The 18,872-nt window shown below is 71.0% G+C and carries 17 protein-coding genes and 1 pseudogene; 14 read left to right on the top strand and 4 right to left on the bottom strand.

Annotated features, from left to right (window positions below; genetic code table 11):
- The 6 genes and pseudogenes from B0E54_RS22110 to B0E54_RS22085 all read left to right on the top strand — a co-directional run.
- A pseudogene (locus B0E54_RS22110) lies at positions 1-257 on the top strand (hypothetical protein); the annotation flags it as partial.
- A 164-nt stretch (positions 258-421) separates the two neighbouring features.
- Positions 422-2,965, top strand: coding sequence for a bifunctional FO biosynthesis protein CofGH (locus tag B0E54_RS22105; protein ID WP_234587744.1), 2,544 nt, complete (start codon positions 422-424; stop codon positions 2,963-2,965).
- A 164-nt stretch (positions 2,966-3,129) separates the two neighbouring features.
- The gene (locus B0E54_RS22100; protein WP_234587743.1) at positions 3,130-3,408 is read left to right on the top strand and encodes a hypothetical protein; all 279 of its coding nucleotides are present in this window, start codon (positions 3,130-3,132) and stop codon (positions 3,406-3,408) included.
- A gap of 52 nt (positions 3,409-3,460) precedes the next feature.
- Positions 3,461-4,855 carry a DUF4331 domain-containing protein gene (locus tag B0E54_RS22095; protein WP_234587742.1) on the top strand — a complete coding sequence of 465 codons (1,395 nt, stop codon included), beginning with the start codon at positions 3,461-3,463 and terminating at the stop codon, positions 4,853-4,855.
- Positions 4,856-4,877: 22 nt separating this feature from the next.
- A complete protein-coding gene (locus tag B0E54_RS22090; RefSeq protein ID WP_234587741.1) occupies positions 4,878-5,207 on the top strand; it encodes a phospholipase in 330 nt (109 codons plus the stop codon).
- Positions 5,208-5,652: 445 nt separating this feature from the next.
- Positions 5,653-5,910 carry a WhiB family transcriptional regulator gene (locus B0E54_RS22085; protein WP_007455784.1) on the top strand — a complete coding sequence of 86 codons (258 nt, stop codon included), beginning with the start codon at positions 5,653-5,655 and terminating at the stop codon, positions 5,908-5,910.
- Positions 5,911-5,986: 76 nt separating this feature from the next.
- On the opposite strand, the gene B0E54_RS22080 is transcribed toward B0E54_RS22085, so the two are convergent.
- Positions 5,987-6,436: a metallopeptidase family protein gene (locus tag B0E54_RS22080; protein ID WP_007455785.1), complete on the bottom strand. Its 450-nt coding sequence runs from the start codon at positions 6,434-6,436 to the stop codon at positions 5,987-5,989.
- A 152-nt stretch (positions 6,437-6,588) separates the two neighbouring features.
- Here B0E54_RS22080 and B0E54_RS22075 point away from each other — a divergent pair, with 152 nt between their 5' ends.
- The gene (locus tag B0E54_RS22075; protein WP_234587740.1) at positions 6,589-6,957 is read left to right on the top strand and encodes a DUF3499 domain-containing protein; all 369 of its coding nucleotides are present in this window, start codon (positions 6,589-6,591) and stop codon (positions 6,955-6,957) included.
- 6 nt (positions 6,958-6,963) lie between these two features.
- On the opposite strand, the gene B0E54_RS22070 is transcribed toward B0E54_RS22075, so the two are convergent.
- The 3 genes from B0E54_RS22070 to B0E54_RS22060 all read right to left on the bottom strand — a co-directional run bounded on the left by B0E54_RS22070 (position 6,964) and on the right by B0E54_RS22060 (position 10,931).
- Positions 6,964-8,340, bottom strand: a complete 1,377-nt coding sequence (locus B0E54_RS22070) for an FAD-binding oxidoreductase (RefSeq protein WP_234587746.1) — start codon at positions 8,338-8,340, stop codon at positions 6,964-6,966.
- A 2-nt stretch (positions 8,341-8,342) separates the two neighbouring features.
- On the bottom strand, positions 8,343-9,689 hold the full coding sequence (locus B0E54_RS22065; RefSeq protein ID WP_234587739.1) for an aspartate aminotransferase family protein: 1,347 nt from the start codon (positions 9,687-9,689) through the stop codon (positions 8,343-8,345).
- 729 nt (positions 9,690-10,418) lie between these two features.
- A complete protein-coding gene (locus tag B0E54_RS22060) occupies positions 10,419-10,931 on the bottom strand; it encodes an Lrp/AsnC family transcriptional regulator (RefSeq protein WP_139584073.1) in 513 nt (170 codons plus the stop codon).
- Positions 10,932-11,148: 217 nt separating this feature from the next.
- On the opposite strand from B0E54_RS22060, the gene B0E54_RS22055 reads away from it, so the two are divergent.
- From B0E54_RS22055 to B0E54_RS22025, 7 genes are all read left to right on the top strand, one after another.
- A complete protein-coding gene (locus B0E54_RS22055) occupies positions 11,149-12,333 on the top strand; it encodes a spermidine/putrescine ABC transporter substrate-binding protein (protein ID WP_234587738.1) in 1,185 nt (394 codons plus the stop codon).
- A 5-nt stretch (positions 12,334-12,338) separates the two neighbouring features.
- Complete coding sequence (locus B0E54_RS22050; protein ID WP_234587737.1) at positions 12,339-13,490, top strand: ABC transporter ATP-binding protein; 1,152 nt, start codon at positions 12,339-12,341, stop codon at positions 13,488-13,490.
- Complete coding sequence (locus B0E54_RS22045) at positions 13,487-14,395, top strand: ABC transporter permease (RefSeq protein WP_234587736.1); 909 nt, start codon at positions 13,487-13,489, stop codon at positions 14,393-14,395. Before B0E54_RS22050 ends, B0E54_RS22045 begins: the two co-directional genes overlap by 4 nt.
- The gene (locus tag B0E54_RS22040) at positions 14,392-15,228 is read left to right on the top strand and encodes an ABC transporter permease (RefSeq protein WP_234587735.1); all 837 of its coding nucleotides are present in this window, start codon (positions 14,392-14,394) and stop codon (positions 15,226-15,228) included. Before B0E54_RS22045 ends, B0E54_RS22040 begins: the two co-directional genes overlap by 4 nt.
- A 78-nt stretch (positions 15,229-15,306) precedes the next feature.
- Positions 15,307-16,728: an FAD-binding oxidoreductase gene (locus B0E54_RS22035; RefSeq protein ID WP_234587734.1), complete on the top strand. Its 1,422-nt coding sequence runs from the start codon at positions 15,307-15,309 to the stop codon at positions 16,726-16,728.
- Positions 16,728-17,930, top strand: a complete 1,203-nt coding sequence (locus B0E54_RS22030) for a saccharopine dehydrogenase family protein (RefSeq protein WP_234587733.1) — start codon at positions 16,728-16,730, stop codon at positions 17,928-17,930. Before B0E54_RS22035 ends, B0E54_RS22030 begins: the two co-directional genes overlap by 1 nt.
- 102 nt (positions 17,931-18,032) lie before the next feature.
- Positions 18,033-18,764 (top strand): LamG-like jellyroll fold domain-containing protein, encoded by a 732-nt coding sequence (locus tag B0E54_RS22025; protein WP_234587731.1) that lies wholly within the window; start codon positions 18,033-18,035, stop codon positions 18,762-18,764.
- Positions 18,765-18,872: the final 108 nt, after the last annotated feature.

Raw genomic sequence — 18,872 nt, 5'->3', positions numbered from 1 at the left:
CGCAGTCGGCCCCGCCGTTCCAGGCCGCTCCGCAGTCGGCGCCGCCGTTCCCGCAGTCCGCGCCGCCGGCCAACCCCGCCCCGCAGTCGGCGCCGCCCGCGCCGCCGTTCGGGCAGCCGCCGTCGGCCGACCCGACGCAGACGATCCCGCGCCAGTCCGCCGAGCCGGCCTCCGCCGATCCCACCCAGGTCTTCGGGCGCCCGGCCGACCCCGACGCCGACCGCACCCAACACATCAACCCCGACCAACCCCGCTAACCTCCGCGGCCTCGTTGATCATGAGGTTGTTGCCGGCGGCACGGCGTGTCGTGGCGATAACTTCATGATCGACGGGGTTGGGCGCACCTCCCGGGGTGGTGCCGTTTCCCACGGTGCGGGCTGGGTCTGGTGGGTCGGGCTCGCGCTGCGCATAGGCTGAGTGGATGGTTGATCGCACCCACTCCGGTCCGAGCGAGGCGAGCGTGCGGCGGGCCCTGGGCCGGGCCGCGACCGGTCGCGCGCTGGACGTCGACGAGGCGACCGCGCTGCTCGCCGCCCGCGGCGACGCGCTCGACGAGCTGCTCCGGACCGCCGGGGGGATCCGCGACGCCGGGCTGCGTGACGCCGGGCGGCCGGGCGTGGTCACGTACTCGAAGAAGGTCTTCATTCCGCTGACCCGGCTCTGCCGGGACCGCTGCCACTACTGCACGTTCGCCACCGTGCCGCACCGGCTGCCGGCGCCGTTCCTGGACCGCGACGAGGTTCTGGCGATCGCGCGGGCGGGCGCGGCGCAGGGTTGCAAGGAGGCCCTGTTCACCCTCGGTGACCGGCCGGAGGAGCGCTGGCCGGCGGCCCGGAGCTGGCTCGACGAGCGCGGCTACGACTCCACTCTGGACTATCTGCGTGCCTGCGCGGTGGCCGTGCTGGAGGAGACGGGCCTGCTGCCGCACCTCAACCCTGGGGTGCTGTCCTGGTCGGAGCTGCAACGGCTCAAGCCGGTCGCGCCGAGCATGGGCATGATGCTGGAGACCACGGCCACCCGGCTGTGGTCCGAGCCGGGCGGCCCGCACTACGGCTCGCCGGACAAGGAGCCGGCGGTCCGGTTGCGGGTGCTCGACGACGCGGGGCGGGTCGGGGTGCCGTTCACCACCGGCATCCTCATCGGCATCGGCGAGACGCCGGCCGAGCGGGTGGACGCGCTGTTCGCGATCCGCCGCGCGCACCGGGAGTACGGCCACCTCCAGGAGGTGATCGTGCAGAACTTCCGCGCCAAGCCGGACACGGCGATGCGGGGCATGCCCGACGCGGAGCTGCACGACCTGGCCGCCACGGTGGCGGTGGCCCGACTGCTGCTCGGCCCGAAGGCCCGCATCCAGGCCCCGCCGAACCTCATCGCCGGCGAGTACGACCTGTTGCTGCGCGCCGGCATCGACGACTGGGGTGGCGTCTCCCCGCTCACCCCCGACCACGTCAACCCCGAGCGCCCGTGGCCGCAGATCGAGGAGTTGGCCCGGCACACCGAGCTGGCCGGGTTCACGCTGCGGGAGCGGCTGACCATCTACCCGGAGTACGTGCGCGCCGGTGACCCGTGGCTCGACCCGCGGCTGCTGCCGCACGTGAGCGCCCTCGCCGACCCGGCGACCGGCATGGCTGTCGAGTCGGCCCTCCCGCAGGGGCGTCCCTGGCAGGAGCCGGAGGAGACGTTCGGCGGGCGCACCGACCTGCACGCCACCATCGACACCACCGGCCGCACCGACGACCGGCGCGGCGACTTCGACAGCGTCTACGGCGACTGGTCCGAGGTCGCCGGCAAGGTCACTCCCGAGGCGGCGGCGCGGCGTGCGGGCGTACCGCCGGAGTCGACCGGCAGTGGCGCGGACCGTGACGTGGCGGCCGGGTTGCGGCTGGCGGCCGACGACCCGGCGGCGCTGCTCGATCCCCGGCACACCGACGCGGCGTTGGCGCTGTTCGGCGCGGACGGGCCGGCGCTGGACGAGTTGTGCCGGCTCGCCGACGACGTACGCCGCGACGCGGTCGGCGACGACGTCACCTACGTGGTCAACCGCAACATCAACTTCAGCAACGTCTGCTACGTGGGCTGCCGGTTCTGCGCGTTCGCCCAGCGTGAGCGGGACGCGGACGCGTACCGGCTCTCCGTCGACCAGGTCGCCGATCGGGCCGAGCAGGCGTGGGCGGCCGGCGCCAGCGAGGTGTGCCTCCAGGGCGGCATCGACCCGAAGATGCCGGTCACCGGGTACGCGGACATCGTGCGCGCGATCAAGGCCCGCGTGCCGGAGATGCACGTGCACGCGTTCTCGCCGATGGAGATCGTCACCGCCGCCGCGAAGGCGGGCGTGCCGGTGCGCGAGTGGCTGACCCAGTTGCGCGAGGCGGGGTTGGACACCATCCCGGGCACCGCCGCTGAGATCCTCGACGACGACGTGCGCTGGGTGCTCACCAAGGGCAAACTGCCGGCGGCCGCCTGGGTCGACGTCGTCAGCACGGCCCACGAGCTGGGCATCCGGTCCAGCTCCACGATGATGTACGGCCACGTCGACCACCCGGGGCAGTGGCTGGCGCACTTTAGGGTGCTGGCGGGCGTGCAGGACCGCACCGGCGGGTTCACCGAGTTCGTGGCCCTGCCGTTCGTGCACACCAACGCGCCGATCTACCTGGCCGGCATCGCCCGCCCGGGGCCGACCTGGCGGGAGAACCGGGTCGTGCACGCCATGTCGCGGCTGCTGCTGCACGGCCGGATCGACAACATCCAGTGCTCCTGGGTGAAGCTCGGCGACGAGGGCACCGTGGCGATGCTCCAGGGTGGCTGCAACGACCTGGGTGGCACCCTGATGGAGGAGACCATCTCCCGGATGGCCGGCTCCGACAACGGGTCGGCGCGTACCGAGGAGCAGTTGCGGGCCATCGCGAAGGCTGCCGGTCGTCCGGCGCGCAAGCGGTCGACTGCGTACGGTCACGCTCCGCGCTGAGGTCGAACCTTTTCTCGCCGCCGGCCGTACCACGCGGTGCCGGCGGCGGTCGCGGCGAGGACCGCCGCCGGTGTCCCCTTCAGGGGCCCGGCGGCGTCACCGTGACGGCACCGGACCCGTCCGTCACCGCGGGCGCGTACGCGCCACCGCCGGAAAGGTTGCCCATGACCAGTGATCAGCGGAAGCGGCAGTGGCCGCGACTGACCCGCCGGCAGACGTTGACCGCCGCGGCCAGCGCCACTCTCGGCGCCGCCGCGCTCACCGTGCCGGGCCTGTCGGCGGCGCAGAACGCGCCGGGCGCGGCGGGTCGGGCCGATGAGCCGATCGTCGTGCACCTGCGCGACGCCGCGTCCGGAACGATGGACGTCTTCGTCGGCGAGTCCCGGATCGAGGTACGCGACCGTGGCCTGGCGGACCGACTGCGGCGCGCAGCCCGGCGCTGACCCGCACCGTCCCGCCCCGCCATCAGTCCCCGCCCAGTGAGGTTGGTCCGCCATGTCTTCCCACCGCGAGGCCCCGGAGATAGCCAAGGATCCGGTCGCCGACAGCTCCGACCTTTACGCGTTCGTCAGCCCCGACAAGCCCGACACGGTCACGTTGATCGCCAACTACGTGCCCTTGCAGCTCCCGTCCGGCGGGCCGAACTTCTTCGAGTTCGGCGACGACGTGCGCTACGAGATCCACATCGACAACAACGGTGACGGTCAGCCCGACGTCACCTACCGGTTCGAGTTCACCACCGAGATCACCAACCCGAACAGCTTCCTCTACAACACCGGGCCGATCGAGTCGCTTGACAGCAGGAACTGGAACCGCCGGCAGTTCTACAGCCTGACCCGGGTGACCGACGGCCGGGAGCACCGCCTCGCGCACAAGCTGCCCTGCCCGCCGTGCAACGTCGGCCCGCTGTCCACCCCGAAGTACGCCGACCTCGTCCGGCAGGCCACCTACACCCTGTCGACGGGGGAGCGGGTCTTCGCCGGCCAGCGTGCGGACGGCTTCTTCGTCGACCTGGGGGCGATCTTCGACCTCGGCACGTTGCGGCCGTTCCAGCAGCTGCACGTCGCCGGTAAGAAGATCTTCAAGGCCGAGGGGGAGCCGGTCAACGCCACCGACCGGATGAACGTGCACAGCCTGGCCGTGCAGGTGCCGCTGAAGCAGGTGCGTCGCCGTGCCAGCCGGTACGACGGGGCCGACCCGGCGTCGGTGCTCGGCGTGTGGACGTCGGCGTCGCGCCGGCAGGTCCGGGTGCTCGGTGACCGGGTCGCGCAGGACACCTCCACCGGTCCGTTCACCCAGGTCTCCCGGCTGGGCAATCCGCTGTTCAACGAGGTCATCGTGCCGATGTCCAAGAAGGACCTGTGGAACTCGCTGCCACCGTCGGAGGACAAGCGGTTCGCCCAGTTCGTCGAGCGGCCCGAGTTGGCCGCGCTGCTGCCGGCCCTGTACCCGGACGTCTTTCCCAACCTGGACAAGCTCAACAAGTCGAAGAAGGCCCGTGCCGACCTGGTGGCGATCCTGCTCACCGGCGTACCGGCCGGGCTGATCGACGGCTTCACCAACGCCACCGGCGACGTGCAGGCCGACATGCTGCGGCTGAACACGGCGATCCCGCCGAACCGCAAGCCGGACCGGTTCGGGGTGCTCGGCGGCGACCTGGCCGGCTTCCCCAACGGGCGGCGGGTCGGCGACGACGTGGTGAGCATCGCGCTGCGGGCGATCGCCGGGTTGACCGTCCCACTGGTCGACAAGACGTTCCGCCCGGACGCGGCGGCCGCCGCGGTCACCCCGGGGTTGAGCGCCGCCGATGTGACCGCCCCGTTCCTCGCGAGCTTCCCCTACCTCGGTACGCCGTACGACGGGTTCAACAACCCGCCGGCGTCGTCCTGATCGTCGGCGAGGGGAGCGGCGGATGCACGAGCACACGTACGGGCCGTCGGAGACGGGGAGTGTCGTCCTCGAACTGGGTGGCGACACCGGCGCCCTGATCGTCTTTACGGGTCGGGATCTGCACGGCCGGGAGATCGAGATCAGCCGCGGCGATGATCGACGCGTCCACTCGGCGGTACGGGAGCGCCGGGTGCGGGACGGGTCGTTCCACAGTGCGGTCTATCCCGATCTTCCCGCCGGGATGTATACCGTCTGGTGGGACGAGGACACGTCCGCCGGCGTCGTTTCTGTCCATGGTGGAGGGATAGCCGAGTTCGTGTGGCCCAGCAGCGGTTTTGGGGCCACCGGCTGACCCCGGAGCGCCATTTTGCACTCGCACCCCGTCCACATCGTGGGCGGGGTGCGAATGCTGTCCACGGCTCGACGGGCGGTCTGCGCCGCGCCGCGTTAACCTGTCCCCCACCAAGATCAGCTTTGCGAGAGGGGGCTGGCGGTCTCCCGTCGGGGGGAGCGCCACGGCAGAAAAGTCGGGCAACTCGCCGGAGAGGGCGTTACTCGGCCGGGGTCTGAATCGATAGGGCAGGTTGCGAGGCTGGGACGGTCCTGGTGGCCGACCAGGGGTGTCGGGAGGGCGACTCCATTATCAAGTTTGGCTTGACGGCGCACGCATTACACGCGTGTAATTTGAATGGGGTTGTTCGCACGGAACGCAACAAAAGGGACCGGACGGACAAGCACGCCTTTCGCGTGGGGGGTTGCAGCGGCGATGACGCCGGTGCGCGACAAGGAGGCATTTGATGGACGGCCAGCTTGAGGTGGCCGACCTGCTCGGAAACGCGCCGGAGTGGCAGGAGCGGGCCTTGTGCTCGCAGACCGACCCCGAGGCGTTCTTTCCCGAGAAGGGCGGCTCGACCCGCGAGGCGAAGCGAATCTGCTCGCGCTGCGAGGTCAAGACCGAATGCCTCGAATACGCTCTCGGCCACGACGAGCGGTTCGGCATCTGGGGTGGGCTCTCCGAGCGGGAGCGGCGCAAGTTGAAGCGGCGGGCCGCCTGAGCGGTGCAGGGTCGGGGCGGTGGGGGCCGCCCGGCTCAGCCGTCGTACGGGCGCGCGGTTCGCTGGCGCGTACGGCTCAGGCCAGCTCGTCGGGATCGACCCCGAGCAGGTTCGCCACCTGCTCGATGATCACGTCGTGGACGAGGTCGGCCAGATCCTCGCGGTCCATGGCACGGAACTCCAACGGTCGCCGGTACAACACGATGCGCGGCGGCACCTCCTGGCGGCCGGGGCGGCCGGGCAGCAGCCGGGCCAGCGGCACCTCGCCGTCCTCCAGCACGTCGGAGTCGTAGACGTTCAGGTCCGGTGGGACGTCCTCGACGGCGAACTCGACACCGGCCAGCTCCTTGGCGAACCGCCGTTCCAGCGTCTCGACGGTGTCCAGCACCAGGTCGTCGAAGACCTCGGCCTTGGTCCGCGCCAACGGCACGGTCGCCGGCACCAGACGCCCGCGCAGGCCACGCCCGTGCCGGTCGCGGTGCGCACGCCGGCCGGGGCCGGGGCGGCGGTGTTCCGGGCTCGTCATGAGGCAAAGGGTAGTCCCCGTGCCGGGCCGGCCAGCGGCAGCGGCACTCCTCTGGCGCGGCGCGACCCGAACCGGGAATTGTGATCACCACGACGGGCGTGTCGCAACGCGAAGCGATGCGCCGGACCCGGTAATGGAGATACCCTGCCGCCGTGAGGTCACCACGGCGCTGCTCCCGTAACGGCTGCCCCCGGCAAGCGGTCGCCACATTGACCTATGTCTACAACGAGTCGACAGCAGTGGTGGGCCCGTTGGCGGCGTTCGCCGAGCCGCACACGTACGACCTGTGTGAGCAGCACGCCCGCAGCCTCACCGCTCCGCGCGGCTGGGACGTGGTGCGGCACGAGGGCGAGTTCGAGCCGCCCCCGCCGACCACCGACGACCTGGTGGCGCTCGCCGAGGCGGTTCGCGAGGCCGCCCGCCCGGCACCCCGCCCTCCGGAGCCCGACCAGGCCCACCCGGAAGGCCCCCACCAGACGGGCCGCCGTGGCCACCTCCGGGTGATCCCCCCGAACCACTGAACCCGGTCACTGCCCCAGGAGACGGGAGAGTGTCCTGGCGCGGCGGGAAGGTCGGTCGGTGCGGTTCTCGTGTGCGTCGGCGCTGGTCATGACGCGCAGGGCCGCGTTCATCGCCAGCCAGCGCAGGGGCTCCGGCTCCCACCCGGGGGAGCGGTGGTTGACCCAGGGCAGGCTCGTCAGCTCGCTGCGCTCGCCGCGGATCAGGTCGGCCAGGGTGCGGCCGGCGAGGTTGCTGGCGCCCACCCCGTCCCCGACGTAGCCGCCCGCCCAGGCCAGCCCGCTGGCCCGGTCGAAGCCGACCGAGGCGGCCCAGTCCCGGGCCACCCCGAGCGGACCGCCCCAGGCGTGGGTCACCGGGACGTCCGGCCCGAGCACCGGAAACAACTCGCCCAGAGTCCGTCGCAGCGCCGCGAAGACCCGTGGCTCCCGGTCCTGGCCGGGAGAGACCCGGGACCCGAAATGGTACGGAGCGCCGCGCCCGCCGAAGGCCAGCCGACCGTCCGCCGTCCGCTGGCCGTAGATGATCACGTGCCGGTGGTCGGAGAACGTCTCCCGATCCGCCAGGCCGATCCGCTCCCAGGCCTGTGCCGGCAGCGGCTCGGTGGCCACCATCAGCGAGTACACCGGCGCCACCGCGCGCCGCAGGCCGGGCAGCACGGGCGTGTACCCCTCGGTGGCCCGCACCACCACCGACGCCCGGACCGTCCCCGCCGGGGTGCGAGCCGCGCCGGCCCGGATCGCGGTCACCGTGGTCTGCTCGTGGATCCGCACCCCGAGGCGTTCCACCGCCCGCGCCAGAGCACGCACCAGCTTCGCCGGGTGCACTGCCGCGCAGTGCGGGGTGTACGTCCCACCGCGTACCCCCTCGGCGCCGCACCGGGCCGCGGCCTCGTCGGCGTCGAGGAGCGCCAGGTGGTCGGCGCCGAAGCCGAACGCGCGGGCCTCGTCCACGGCGGCCCGGGCCCGGGCGAGCTGCGGGCCGGTGCGGGCGAGCGTGACGGTGCCGCCGTCGGCCCAGTCGCAGTCGATCCCCTCCGCCGCGACCACCCGGCCCACGGCACGGACGGTGTCGTGCAGCGCCCGTTGCATGGCGACAGCCGCGTCGCGGCCGTGCCGGCGGGCCAGCCCGGTCAGTGACGTGGGAAAGAGCGCCGAGCACCAGCCGCCGTTGCGCCCCGACGCCCCGTACCCCGCGATCTCCCGCTCCAGGACGACGACCCGCAGCGTCGGATCGGCCCGGGCCAGGTGGTACGCCGTCCACAGCCCGGTGTAGCCGGCGCCCACGATCACCACGTCGGCGTCCGTGTCGCCGGGCAGCGCGGGTCGAGGGGTCAGCGGCTCGTCCAGGGTGGACAGCCAGTACGACAGGTCCTCGTAGCGCATGGTCAGAGCCGCGACCACGCCTCGGTCAGCACCGTGCGCAGGATCTGCTCGATCTCGTCGAAGTGCTGCTGCTCGGCGATCAGCGGCGGGGCGAGCTGGATGACGGGGTCGCCCCGGTCGTCGGCCCGGCAGTAGAGGCCGGCCTGGAACAGCGCCGTCGACAGGAAACCACGCAGCAGCCGCTCCGACTCGGCCTCGTCGAACGTCTCCCGGGTCGTCTTGTCCTTGACCAGCTCGATGCCGTAGAAGTAGCCGTCGCCCCGCACGTCGCCGACGATCGGCAGGTCGTACAGCTTCTCCAGGGTGGCCCGAAACGCGGTCTCGTTGGCGCGTACGTGCCCGACGAGGTCCTCGCGGGCGAAGACCTCCAGGTTGGCCAGGGCCACCGCGCAGGAGACGGGGTGGCCGCCGAACGTCACCCCGTGGGCGAACATGCCCGTCTCGGTGAGGAACGGCTCCATCAGCCGGTCGCTGGCGATCATCGCGCCGAGCGGGGCGTACCCCGAGGTGATGCCCTTGGCGGTGGTGATGATGTCCGGCTGGTAGCCGTAGCGGACGGCGCCGAAGTACTCGCCGAGCCGACCCCACGAACAGATCACCTCGTCGGAGACGAGCAGCACGTCGTACGCGTCGCAGATCTCCCGGACCCGCTCGAAGTAGCCGGGCGGGGGTGGGAAGCAGCCGCCGGAGTTCTGCACGGGCTCCAGGAAGACCGCGGCGACCGTGTCCGGCCCCTCCCGCTCGATGGCCCGGCCGATCTCCTCGGCGGCCCAGCGGCCGAACGCCTCCGCGTCGTCGCCGTGCTCGGGCGCCCGGTAGAAGTTGGTGTTCGGCACCTTGATCGCGCCGGGCACCAGCGGCTCGAAGTCGCTCTTGATGCCGGGCAGACCGGTGATCGACAACGCGCCCATCGAGGTGCCGTGGTAGGCGATGTACCGGCTGATCACCTTGTACTTGTTGGGCTGACCGGTGCGCTTGAAGTAGGCCCGGGCCAGCTTCCACGCCGCCTCGACGGCCTCGGAGCCGCCGGTGGTGAAGAAGACCCGGTTCAGGTCGCCGGGGGTGAGCGAGGCGATCTTCTCGGCCAGCTCGACGGCCTTCGGGTGCGCGTACGACCAGAGCGGGAAGTACGCCAGCTCGCCGGCCTGCTTGGCGGCGGCCTCGGCCAGCTCGGTGCGGCCGTGGCCGGCGTTGACGACGAACAGCCCGGCGAGCCCGTCGAGGTAGCGGCGGCCCTGCGCGTCCCACACGTACGCGCCCTCGCCGCGCACGATGGTCGGCACCTCGCCGGCGGAGTAGCTCGCCATCCGGGTGAAGTGCATCCAGAGGTGGTCGGTGGCGTTGGCCATGTCAGCCCCATCGGTCGTCGGGCCGGTCAAAGGGGTGAAGCCGGCCGCTCTGCCAACGGTTATCGCACAGCCGATGCCCTTGGGGCAAGTGGTATCAGTAGCGTGACGGGCTGACCGCGACGGAATCAGCGAGTGGTTGCAGCCTTGACAACGGATTTCGCATCGTCGCGCGGCCTGCTGGTATGGGGGTCCAGCCCTGTCGAGCTGCCCCAGATGTGGGGCACTCGCCTGCCCTGCGCCGGCGATCGACCGCGCCTCACGCGTTGATCCACTCCGGTTCGCCGATGTTGTGGCATCACGGCGTGGTTGATACCGCGACATCGGCGAAGTCGAGTGGATCATCGGCGGGGCCGGCCCGGGGTGGGCGTGGGGACGCTGGTGGGACACCTTGGGGGCGCTCGGTGTGCGTCCTGGATGCACGCCAACACGTCCCACCGCAACACGCCGGTAGGCCGGAGACATCGACTCTCAGCGTGGCTATCGTGCGCCGCCGCGTGTACCGAGTGACCGACAACCTGCCCGGTCGGGTGCTGGTGCGGGACAGCAGGACCGCGACGGTGGCACCCTGACCTTCGCCGACCGCCTGGGCGTCGTTCGTCGACGCAGTCCGGGCAACGGCACGCTGATCCACTCGGGTTCACGGAAACCGGGGCATCAGGGCGACCCGGACACCCCGACTTCCGGAAAGCCGAGTCGATCAAGTGCCGACGAGCACCGGCGAGCGGTGCGTCAGGCCGTACCCCAGGTGTAGGTCTGCTTGCGCAGCTTGAGGTACACGAAGGCCTCGGTGGCGAGCACGCCGGGCACCGCGCGCAGCCGTTGCAGGATCTCCAGCAGGTGGTCGTCGTTGCGGCAGACCACCTCGGTGAGCAGGTCGAACGATCCGGCGGTGATGACCACGTAGTCGACCTCGTCCAGCTCGGCCAGCCGGTCGGCCACCGCCTCCAGGTCGCCGTCGGTACGCAGCCCGATCATCGCCTGGCGGGGGAAGCCGAGCTGGAGCGGATCGGTCACCGCGACGATCTGCATGACGCCCGAGTCGAGGAGCCGCTGGACCCGCTGGCGGACCGCCGCCTCGGACAGGCCGACGGCCTTGCCGATCGTCGCGTACGGCCGCCGGCCGTCCTCCTGGAGCTGTTCGATGATCTGCTTGGCCACGTCGTCCAGCAGAGCGTGATTGGCGCCTTCACGTACGGCGACGCGTCGACCGCCGTTGCCGCTCTCGTGCTGCCGGTTCGTCATCGTGCGCTCCCCATGTCCCGAATCGTGATGTCGTGCGTGTGCCCCCGCGCAGTCTGGCGTATTTCGTCGTGCATCGCTAACCCCGCAACGGAATCCCTTGTGAGAGAGGGTGTCTCATGTCAGGATCAGTCGTCCCTGGTACTTGACCCTCCCGACATTCCCGCCGGCGCGCGCCTCCCCCGTCCCGCCCGCCGACGATGACCCCCTAGGAGTCGTCATGCGTACTCCCCTCCGGCCCCTTTCCCGGCGTGGACTGCTCACCGGCACTCTCGGATCGGCCGCCCTGCTCGCTGCGGGCGGCAGTCTCGCCGGCTGCGGCACCAAGGGCGCCCAGCAGACCGAGGCCGGCTGCGTCAGCGAGGACCTGTCCGGCACCGAGAAGAAGCTGGCCTTCTCCAACTGGCCGCAGTACATGGACGTCGACGAGAAGGACGAGTCGAAGCGGCCGAGCCTGGACGAGTTCATCACGAAGACCGGCATCCAGGTCACCTACACCGAGGACATCAACGACAACAACGAGTTCTTCGGCAAGGTGCAGAACCAGCTGGCCGCCTGCCAGAGCACCGACCGGGACATCATCGTGCTGACCGACTGGATGGCCGCGCGGATGATCCGGCTCGGCTGGATCCAGAAGCTCGACGCGGCGAAGATCCCGAACGTCCAGGCGAACCTGCTGCCGTCGCTGCTCAACCGCTCGTTCGACACCGAGAACCGGATCTCGATCCCGTGGCAGTCCGGCCTGGCCGGGTTGGCGTTCAACGGCAGCGTCACCAAGGAGCTGCGCACGGTGGACGAGCTGCTGACCCGCCCCGACCTCAAGGGCAAGGTGACGGCGCTCAGCGAGATGCGCGACACGATGGGTCTGCTGCTCGGCTCGAACGGGCACGACCCGTCGAACTTCACCGCCGCCCAGTTCGACGACGCGCTCAACAAGCTCAAGAAGGCAGTCGACTCCGGGCAGATCCGCAAGTTCACCGGCAACGACTACGCACCCGACCTGGCCAAGGGCGACATCGCCGCGTGCATCGGCTGGTCCGGGGATGTCATCCAGCTCTCCAGTGAGAACGAAAAGGTGCAGTTCGTCGCGCCGGACTCCGGCGCGATGCTCTACAGCGACAACATGATGGTCCCGAACAAGGCCACCCACAAGGGCAACGCCGAGGCGCTGATCAACTACTACTACGAGCCGGCGGTCGCGGCGAAGCTCGCCGCGTACGTCAACTACATCTGCCCGGTCAAGGGCGCCCAGGCCGAGATGGAGAAGATCGACCCGGACCTGGCCGCCAACCCGCTGATCTTCCCCGACGACGCGCTGCTGGCGAAGTCCAAGGTGTTCATGGCCCTGGACGAAAAGCAGGAGAAGGAGTACGAGGGTAAGTTCCAGCAGGTCATCGGGGCGTGACTCCGATGGCGCGCGAGACACCCGCAGGCGACCTGCGCCTGGCCGACCTCACCAAGCGGTTCGGCATCTTCACCGCCGTCGACGACCTCAGCCTGACGATCGGCCAGGGCTCGTTCTTCGCGCTGCTCGGCGCGTCCGGCTGCGGCAAGACCACCACGCTGCGCATGATCGCCGGGCTGGAGGAGCCGACCAGCGGCCAGGTGCTGCTCGGCGACACCGACATCGCCCGGCTGCGGCCGTACAAGCGACCGGTCAACACGGTCTTCCAGAGCTACGCGCTCTTTCCGCACCTCACCATCTTCGAGAACGTGGCCTTCGGGCTGCGGCGGCGCGGCATCCGCTCGGTCGACGACCAGGTCCGGCGGATGCTGTCGCTGGTGCAGCTCGACGGCTTCGGCCCCCGCCGCCCGGCCCAGCTCTCCGGTGGCCAGCAGCAGCGGGTCGCGCTGGCCCGCGCTCTGATCAACCAGCCGCAGGTGCTGCTGCTCGACGAGCCGTTGGGCGCGCTCGACCTCAAGCTGCGCCGGCAGATGCAGATCGAGCTGAAGCGCATCCAGACCGAGGTCGGCATCACGTTCGTGCACGTCACCCACGACCAGGAGGAGGCCATGACCATGGCCGACACCGTCGCGGTGATGAACGCCGGCCGGATCGAACAGCAGGGCGCCCCGGCCGACCTCTACGAGTTCCCGGCCACCGCGTTCGTGGCGAACTTCCTCGGCCAGTCCAACCTGCTCGCCGGCGAGGCCGCCGGCACGAGCGGCGGCGAGGTCGCGGTGACGGCGCACGGCGCGCGCTTCTCGGTGCCCGCCGGCCGGTCGCGCGCCGACCGGGGTCCGGTCCACCTGGGGGTACGCCCGGAGAAGCTGCATCTGGTCGGCTCCGCCGACCAGGTCCCCCAAGGACACCAACACGTCGCCGGTGTGGTCACCGATGCCTCCTACGTGGGGGTCAGCACGCAGTACCTGCTGCGCACCGGTTGGGGCACCGAGCTGTCGGTCTTCGCGGCGAACGACGGCGCCCAGGTGCCGGTGCCGGTGGGCAGCGAGGCCGTGACGTACTGGGATCCACGCCACGCGTTCCTGCTGGCGCGCGACGCCGCCGACACCGACCGGACCACGCCGGTGCTCGACGAGCCGGTGGGCGCGTCGTCATGACCCTCCTGGCCCCCAGCAAACCGGGGCAGCTGCCGTCCCCACCACGTGCCGCCCGGTCCGGGCGGCACCGGCTCCTGCCGTACCTGTTGCTGCTGCCCGGCGCGGTCTGGCTGCTGGTGTTCTTCGGCGTGCCGCTGCTGCAACTCGCCGCGGCGAGCCTCTACGACCCCAGCGGCTCGCTCTCCACCGGGTACGCGATGACGTGGGCGTTCGGCAACTATCCGGACGTCGTGCAGGCGTACTGGCCGCAGTTGCTGCGCTCGTTCGGCTACGCCGGACTGGCCCTGGTGCTGGCGCTGCTGCTCGGCTACCCACTGGCGTACGCCATCGCGCAGAAGGCCGGCCGGTGGAAGAACCTGCTGCTGGTGTGCGTGGTCGCGCCGATGTTCACCAGCTTCCTGGTCCGAACGCTGGCCTGGAAGACGATCCTGTCGGACAACGGCGCGCTCGTCGGCCTGCTGCGGGACGTGCACCTGCTCGCGCCGGACGGGCGGCTGCTGGCCACGCCGTTCGCGGTGGTGCTCGGCCTGACGTACAACTTCCTGCCGTTTCTGGTGCTGCCCCTGTACGCGAGCCTGGAGCGGCTGGACCCCCGGCTGTTGGAGGCGGCGAGCGACCTGTACGCGAGCGGCGTCCAGGCGTTCCGCCGGGTGACCCTGCCGTTGTCCATGCCCGGTCTGGTCGCGGGCACGCTGCTGTTCTTCATCCCGGCCAGCGGCGACTACATCAACGCCGAACTGCTCGGCACCCCGAACGAATACATGATCGGCAACGTTATCGACTCGGCGTTCCTGGTCCGGCTGGACTACCCGCAGGGCGCCGCGCTGTCGTTCCTGCTGATGGCGGCGATCCTCGCGGTGGTCTTCGGCTACCTGCGCAGGGCCGGCACGGAGGAGGTGCTGTGAAACTTTCGCGCTGGTTGGCGGACCGTTGGGTGATGATCGTGGCGCTGCTGGTGCTCGGCTACCTGGCGCTGCCGATCCTGGTGGTGGCCGGGCTGTCGTTCAACCGCCCGTCGAGCCGCCTGTCGTACGACTTCAACGAGTTCACACTGGACAACTGGCGGCAGCCCTGCGCCACCTCCGACATGTGCGACGCGGTCGTGCGCAGCGTGCAGATCGGTTTCATCGCCACGGTGGTCGCCACCGTGCTCGGCACCCTGATGGCGTTCGCGCTGGTCCGGCACCGCTTCCGCGGCCGGTCCGGCGTCAACGTGCTGATCTTCCTGCCGATGGCCACCCCGGAGCTGGTGATGGGCACGTCGCTGCTGGCCCTGTTCGTCTCGGCCGGGGTGCCGCAGGGCTTCTGGACCATCGTCATCGCGCACGTGATGTTCTGCGTGTCGTTCGTGGTGGTCACGGTCAAGGCGCGGCTCGCCGGAATGGACCGGCGGCTGGAGGAGGCCGCCATGGACCTCTACGCCAACGAGTGGCAGACCTTCCGGCGGATCACCCTGCCGCTGGTGCTGCCGGGCATCGTGGCCGCCGCGCTGCTGGCGTTCTCGTTGAGCTTCGACGACTTCATCATCACGAACTTCAACGCCGGCACGACAGTCACCTTCCCCATGTACGTCTGGGGCGCCGCCCAGCGGGGCATCCCGCCGCAGGTGAACGTCATCGGCACCGCGATGTTCGCGATCGCGCTGCTGCTGGTCGGGCTCAGCTCGCTGCGCGGGAGGCGGGCCCGCCGCGCCGCGCTGCTGGCCGGCCCGGTGCCGCAACCGCGTCGCTCGTCATGACCGCCCTTGATGCGGGCCGTCCGACCGGGTCGCAGTCATGACCGTCCCGCACGCCTGCCGTTTGACCGGGTCGCAGTCATGACCGTCCCGCATACCGGCCGGGCGTTGGCCGACGCGGCGCCCGTGCCGTACTGGCTGGACCGCCCGGAGCGCCCCGACCCACTGGCGCCGCTCACCGGCGCGCAGACCGCCGACCTGCTGGTGATCGGCGGCGGGTACGGCGGGCTCTGGGCCGCCCTGGAGGCCAAGCGGGCCGAGCCGGACCGGGACGTGCTGCTCGTCGACGCCGGGACCTGCGGATGGGCCGCCTCCGGGCGCAACGGCGGGTTCTGTGCCGCCTCGCTCACCCACGGCCTGGCCAACGGCGTCGACAGGTTCCCCGGCGAGATCGGCGAGCTGGAACGCCTCGGCCGCGCCAACCTGGACGCGATCGCCGCCACCGTCGCGGAGTTCGACATCGACTGCGACTTCGAGCGCACCGGCGAACTGGCCGTCGCCGTCGAGCCGTACCAGCTCGACGGGTTGGCCGCCGACGCTGAGCTGGCCCGCAGGTACGGCCACCGGGTGCGGCTGCTCGACACCGACGAGGTACGCGCCGAGGTCAACTCGCCGACGTACCTGGGCGGCATGGTCGACGCCGACCGGGTCGCCATGGTGGACCCGGCGAAGCTGGCGTGGGGGCTGCGCCGGGCCTGCCTCGACCTGGGCGTACGCGTGCACGAGCACACCCGGGTCACCGGGCTGCGCGCCGACGGCCCGGCCCTGCGCGCGTCGACAGTCGGCGGGCCGGACAACGCGCCCGGTTCGGTACGCGCCCGCCGGGTCGTGCTGACCACCAACGCGTTTCCGCCACTGCTGCGCCGGCTGCGCGCGTACGTGGTACCCGTCTACGACCACGTGCTGATGACCGAGCCGCTCAACCCGGCGCAGCGCGACGCGATCGGCTGGCGCAACCGGCAGGGGCTGGCCGACACCGGCAACCAGTTCCACTACTACCGGATCACCCGCGACGGGCGGATCCTCTTCGGCGGCTACGACGCCGTCTACCACTACGGCAACCGGGTCGCCCCCAAGCTGGAGCAGAACCCAGCCACCTTCACCACCCTCGCCCAGCACTTCTTCACCACGTTCCCGCAGCTCGCCGACGTGCGCTTCAGCCACCGCTGGGGCGGCGTCATCGACACCTGCACCCGGTTCTGCCCGTTCTACGGCACCGCGTTCGGCGGTCGACTCGCGTACGCGGCCGGCTACACCGGCCTCGGCGTCGGGGCCACCCGCTTCTCCGCCCGGGTGCTGCTCGACCTGCTGGCCGGCGGGGACACCCCGCTGACCCGGCTCGACCTGGTCCGCCGCAAGCCCCTGCCGTTCCCGCCGGAACCCGTCCGCGCGGTCGGCATCAATCTCACCCGCCGGTCGATGGCCCGCGCCGATGCGCATGAGGGCAGACGCGACCTGTGGCTCCGTACTCTCGATCGTCTTGGTTTGGGGTTTGATTCCTGATGCGTGTCCTGCTCGTCGGCGCCGGTGGCGTCGGCTCCGCCGCCGTAGCCATCGCCGCCCGACGCTCCTTCTTCGAGACGATCGTGGTCGCCGACCATGACCCGGACCGCGCCGCCCGCGCGGTGGCCGGGCACGGCGACCGTTTCGTCGCCGCCCAGGTGGACGCCTCCTCGGCCGACGCGGTCACCGCGCTGTGCCGCGAGCACCGGATCACCCACGTGCTCAATGCCGTCGACCCGCGCTTCGTCATGCCCATCTTCGACGGCGCGTTCGCGGCCGGCGCGGACTACCTCGACATGGCGATGTCGCTGTCCCGCCCGCACCCGTCGCAGCCGCACGCGCAAACCGGGGTGAAGCTGGGCGACGAACAGTTCGCCGCCGCCCCCGCCTGGGAGGAGGCCGGCCGGCTCGCGCTCGGCGGCATCGGCATCGAGCCCGGCCTGTCCGACATCTTCGCCCGGTACGCCGCCGACGAGCTGTTCAGCGAGATCGACGAGATCGGTGTGCGGGACGGGGCGAACCTGACCGTCGACGGCTACGACTTCGCGCCCTCGTTCTCCATCTGGACCACGATCGAGGAGTGCCTCAACCCGCCGGTGGTCTGGGAGGCCGACCGGGGGTGGTACACGACCGAGCCGTTCAGTGAGCCCGAGGTCTTCGACTTCCCGGAGGGGATCGGGCCGGTCGAGTGCGTCAACGTGGAGCACGAGGAGGTGCTGCTCATCCCGCGCTGGGTCAAGGCCCGCCGGGTCACCTTCAAGTACGGCCTCGGCGACGAATTCATCGACGTGCTCAGGACGCTGCACAAGCTCGGCCTGGACGGCGTCTCCCCGGTCCGGGTGCGCGGCGCCGACGTGTCCCCGCGCGACGTGGTCGCCGCCTGCCTGCCCGACCCGGCCACCCTCGGCGAGCGGATGCGCGGCAAGACCTGCGCCGGCACCTGGGTGCGTGGCCTGGGCCCGGACGGGAAGCCCCGGGAGGTGTACCTCTACCACGTGGTCGACAACGAATGGTCGATGCGCGAGTACGGCCACCAGGCGGTCGTCTGGCAGACCGCGGTCAACCCGGTGGTGGCGCTGGAACTGCTCGCCACCGGAGCGTGGACCGGTGTGGGGGTGCTCGGGCCGGAGGCGCTGCCCCCGGTGCCCTTCCTCGACCTGCTCACAAGTTACGGCTCGCCGTGGGGGATGCGGGAGAGCTGAGGGGGCATTGACAGCAGTCATAGCCACAGTGATCATGGTGGGGCGCTGCGGCCATACGGGGGCCCGCAGCCCAATCCCTGGAGGACCGTCATGGGTCGTGCCATGTCCGCATTCGCCCTGGGCGTCACCGCTCTCGCCGCCGCCGTCCTGGTGGACACCGCACCCGCGTACGCCGCCACTGAGCAGTTGCGGCTGGACTTCGACGCCACCCCCACCGGACAGGTCGAGCCCGGTCCGTGGACGTCCGGCTGCTTCGCTGACGTCGCCACCCTCGGCGACTCCGGCTGCATCGCCGTGAGCGCCCCGGGCGCCATCTCGCGGACGACCCGCCCCAGCGGTGGGGGTGCCAGCCCGGCGCTCGCCTTCCCCGCCTCGGGCAGCGCGGTCGTCCAGGTCCCGGACGCCGCCAACCTCAACCCGGGCAGTCAGGACTTCACCATCAGCGCGCTGGTGAAGGTGACCACCGGGCAGGTGACCAGCGGCGCCAATCTCATCCAGAAGGGCGTCTTCGCCGACCCGGCACAGTGGAAGCTCCAGCTCGACAACGGCAAGCCGGGTTGTCGAATCGCCGGTGCGGGCCCCGACGGGGCGGCGTCGCTGCTCATCACCGCCGACACCTCCATCGCTGACCAGGGCTGGAAGTTCGTGCAGTGCAAGCGGCGCGGTGACGTGCTCAGCCTGATCGTCGGCAGCGAGACCGTGAAAACCGCGACGGGCGCCACGATGACCATCACCAGCACCGCGAAGGTCAACATCGGTGCCAAGGGGCCGGGTCTCAGCAACAACGACCAGTTCCGCGGCGAACTGGACAACGCGCTGATCAGCATCGGCTGACGGTGCGGTGCCCCTGAGTCGTATCCACGACTCAGGGGCACAGTTGTCGTACCGTTCCCGTCGGACTCCGCCACCGCTCCGGGCGTACGCCCGCTGTGTCTGCTTTTG

It is taken from the genome of Micromonospora sp. MH99 (assembly GCF_021442385.1).
Lineage (GTDB): Bacteria > Actinomycetota > Actinomycetes > Mycobacteriales > Micromonosporaceae > Micromonospora.
This window is presented reverse-complemented; position numbering and strand designations above follow the sequence as displayed.

Excerpts from the sequence above, each read along its gene's own strand:
- B0E54_RS22055 (WP_234587738.1), top strand. The coding sequence starts at position 11,149 with ATGCGTACTCCCCTCCGGCCCCTTTCCCGGCGTGGACTGCTCACCGGC.
- B0E54_RS22025 (WP_234587731.1), top strand. The coding sequence starts at position 18,033 with ATGTCCGCATTCGCCCTGGGCGTCACCGCTCTCGCCGCCGCCGTCCTG.
- B0E54_RS22085 (WP_007455784.1), top strand. The coding sequence starts at position 5,653 with ATGGACGGCCAGCTTGAGGTGGCCGACCTGCTCGGAAACGCGCCGGAG.
- B0E54_RS22050 (WP_234587737.1), top strand. The coding sequence starts at position 12,339 with ATGGCGCGCGAGACACCCGCAGGCGACCTGCGCCTGGCCGACCTCACC.
- B0E54_RS22035 (WP_234587734.1), top strand. The coding sequence starts at position 15,307 with ATGACCGTCCCGCATACCGGCCGGGCGTTGGCCGACGCGGCGCCCGTG.
- B0E54_RS22065 (WP_234587739.1), bottom strand. The coding sequence starts at position 9,689 with ATGGCCAACGCCACCGACCACCTCTGGATGCACTTCACCCGGATGGCG.
- B0E54_RS22100 (WP_234587743.1), top strand. The coding sequence starts at position 3,130 with ATGACCAGTGATCAGCGGAAGCGGCAGTGGCCGCGACTGACCCGCCGG.
- B0E54_RS22105 (WP_234587744.1), top strand. The coding sequence starts at position 422 with ATGGTTGATCGCACCCACTCCGGTCCGAGCGAGGCGAGCGTGCGGCGG.
- B0E54_RS22080 (WP_007455785.1), bottom strand. The coding sequence starts at position 6,436 with ATGACGAGCCCGGAACACCGCCGCCCCGGCCCCGGCCGGCGTGCGCAC.
- B0E54_RS22045 (WP_234587736.1), top strand. The coding sequence starts at position 13,487 with ATGACCCTCCTGGCCCCCAGCAAACCGGGGCAGCTGCCGTCCCCACCA.
- B0E54_RS22030 (WP_234587733.1), top strand. The coding sequence starts at position 16,728 with ATGCGTGTCCTGCTCGTCGGCGCCGGTGGCGTCGGCTCCGCCGCCGTA.
- B0E54_RS22090 (WP_234587741.1), top strand. The coding sequence starts at position 4,878 with ATGCACGAGCACACGTACGGGCCGTCGGAGACGGGGAGTGTCGTCCTC.
- B0E54_RS22070 (WP_234587746.1), bottom strand. The coding sequence starts at position 8,340 with ATGCGCTACGAGGACCTGTCGTACTGGCTGTCCACCCTGGACGAGCCG.
- B0E54_RS22060 (WP_139584073.1), bottom strand. The coding sequence starts at position 10,931 with ATGACGAACCGGCAGCACGAGAGCGGCAACGGCGGTCGACGCGTCGCC.
- B0E54_RS22095 (WP_234587742.1), top strand. The coding sequence starts at position 3,461 with ATGTCTTCCCACCGCGAGGCCCCGGAGATAGCCAAGGATCCGGTCGCC.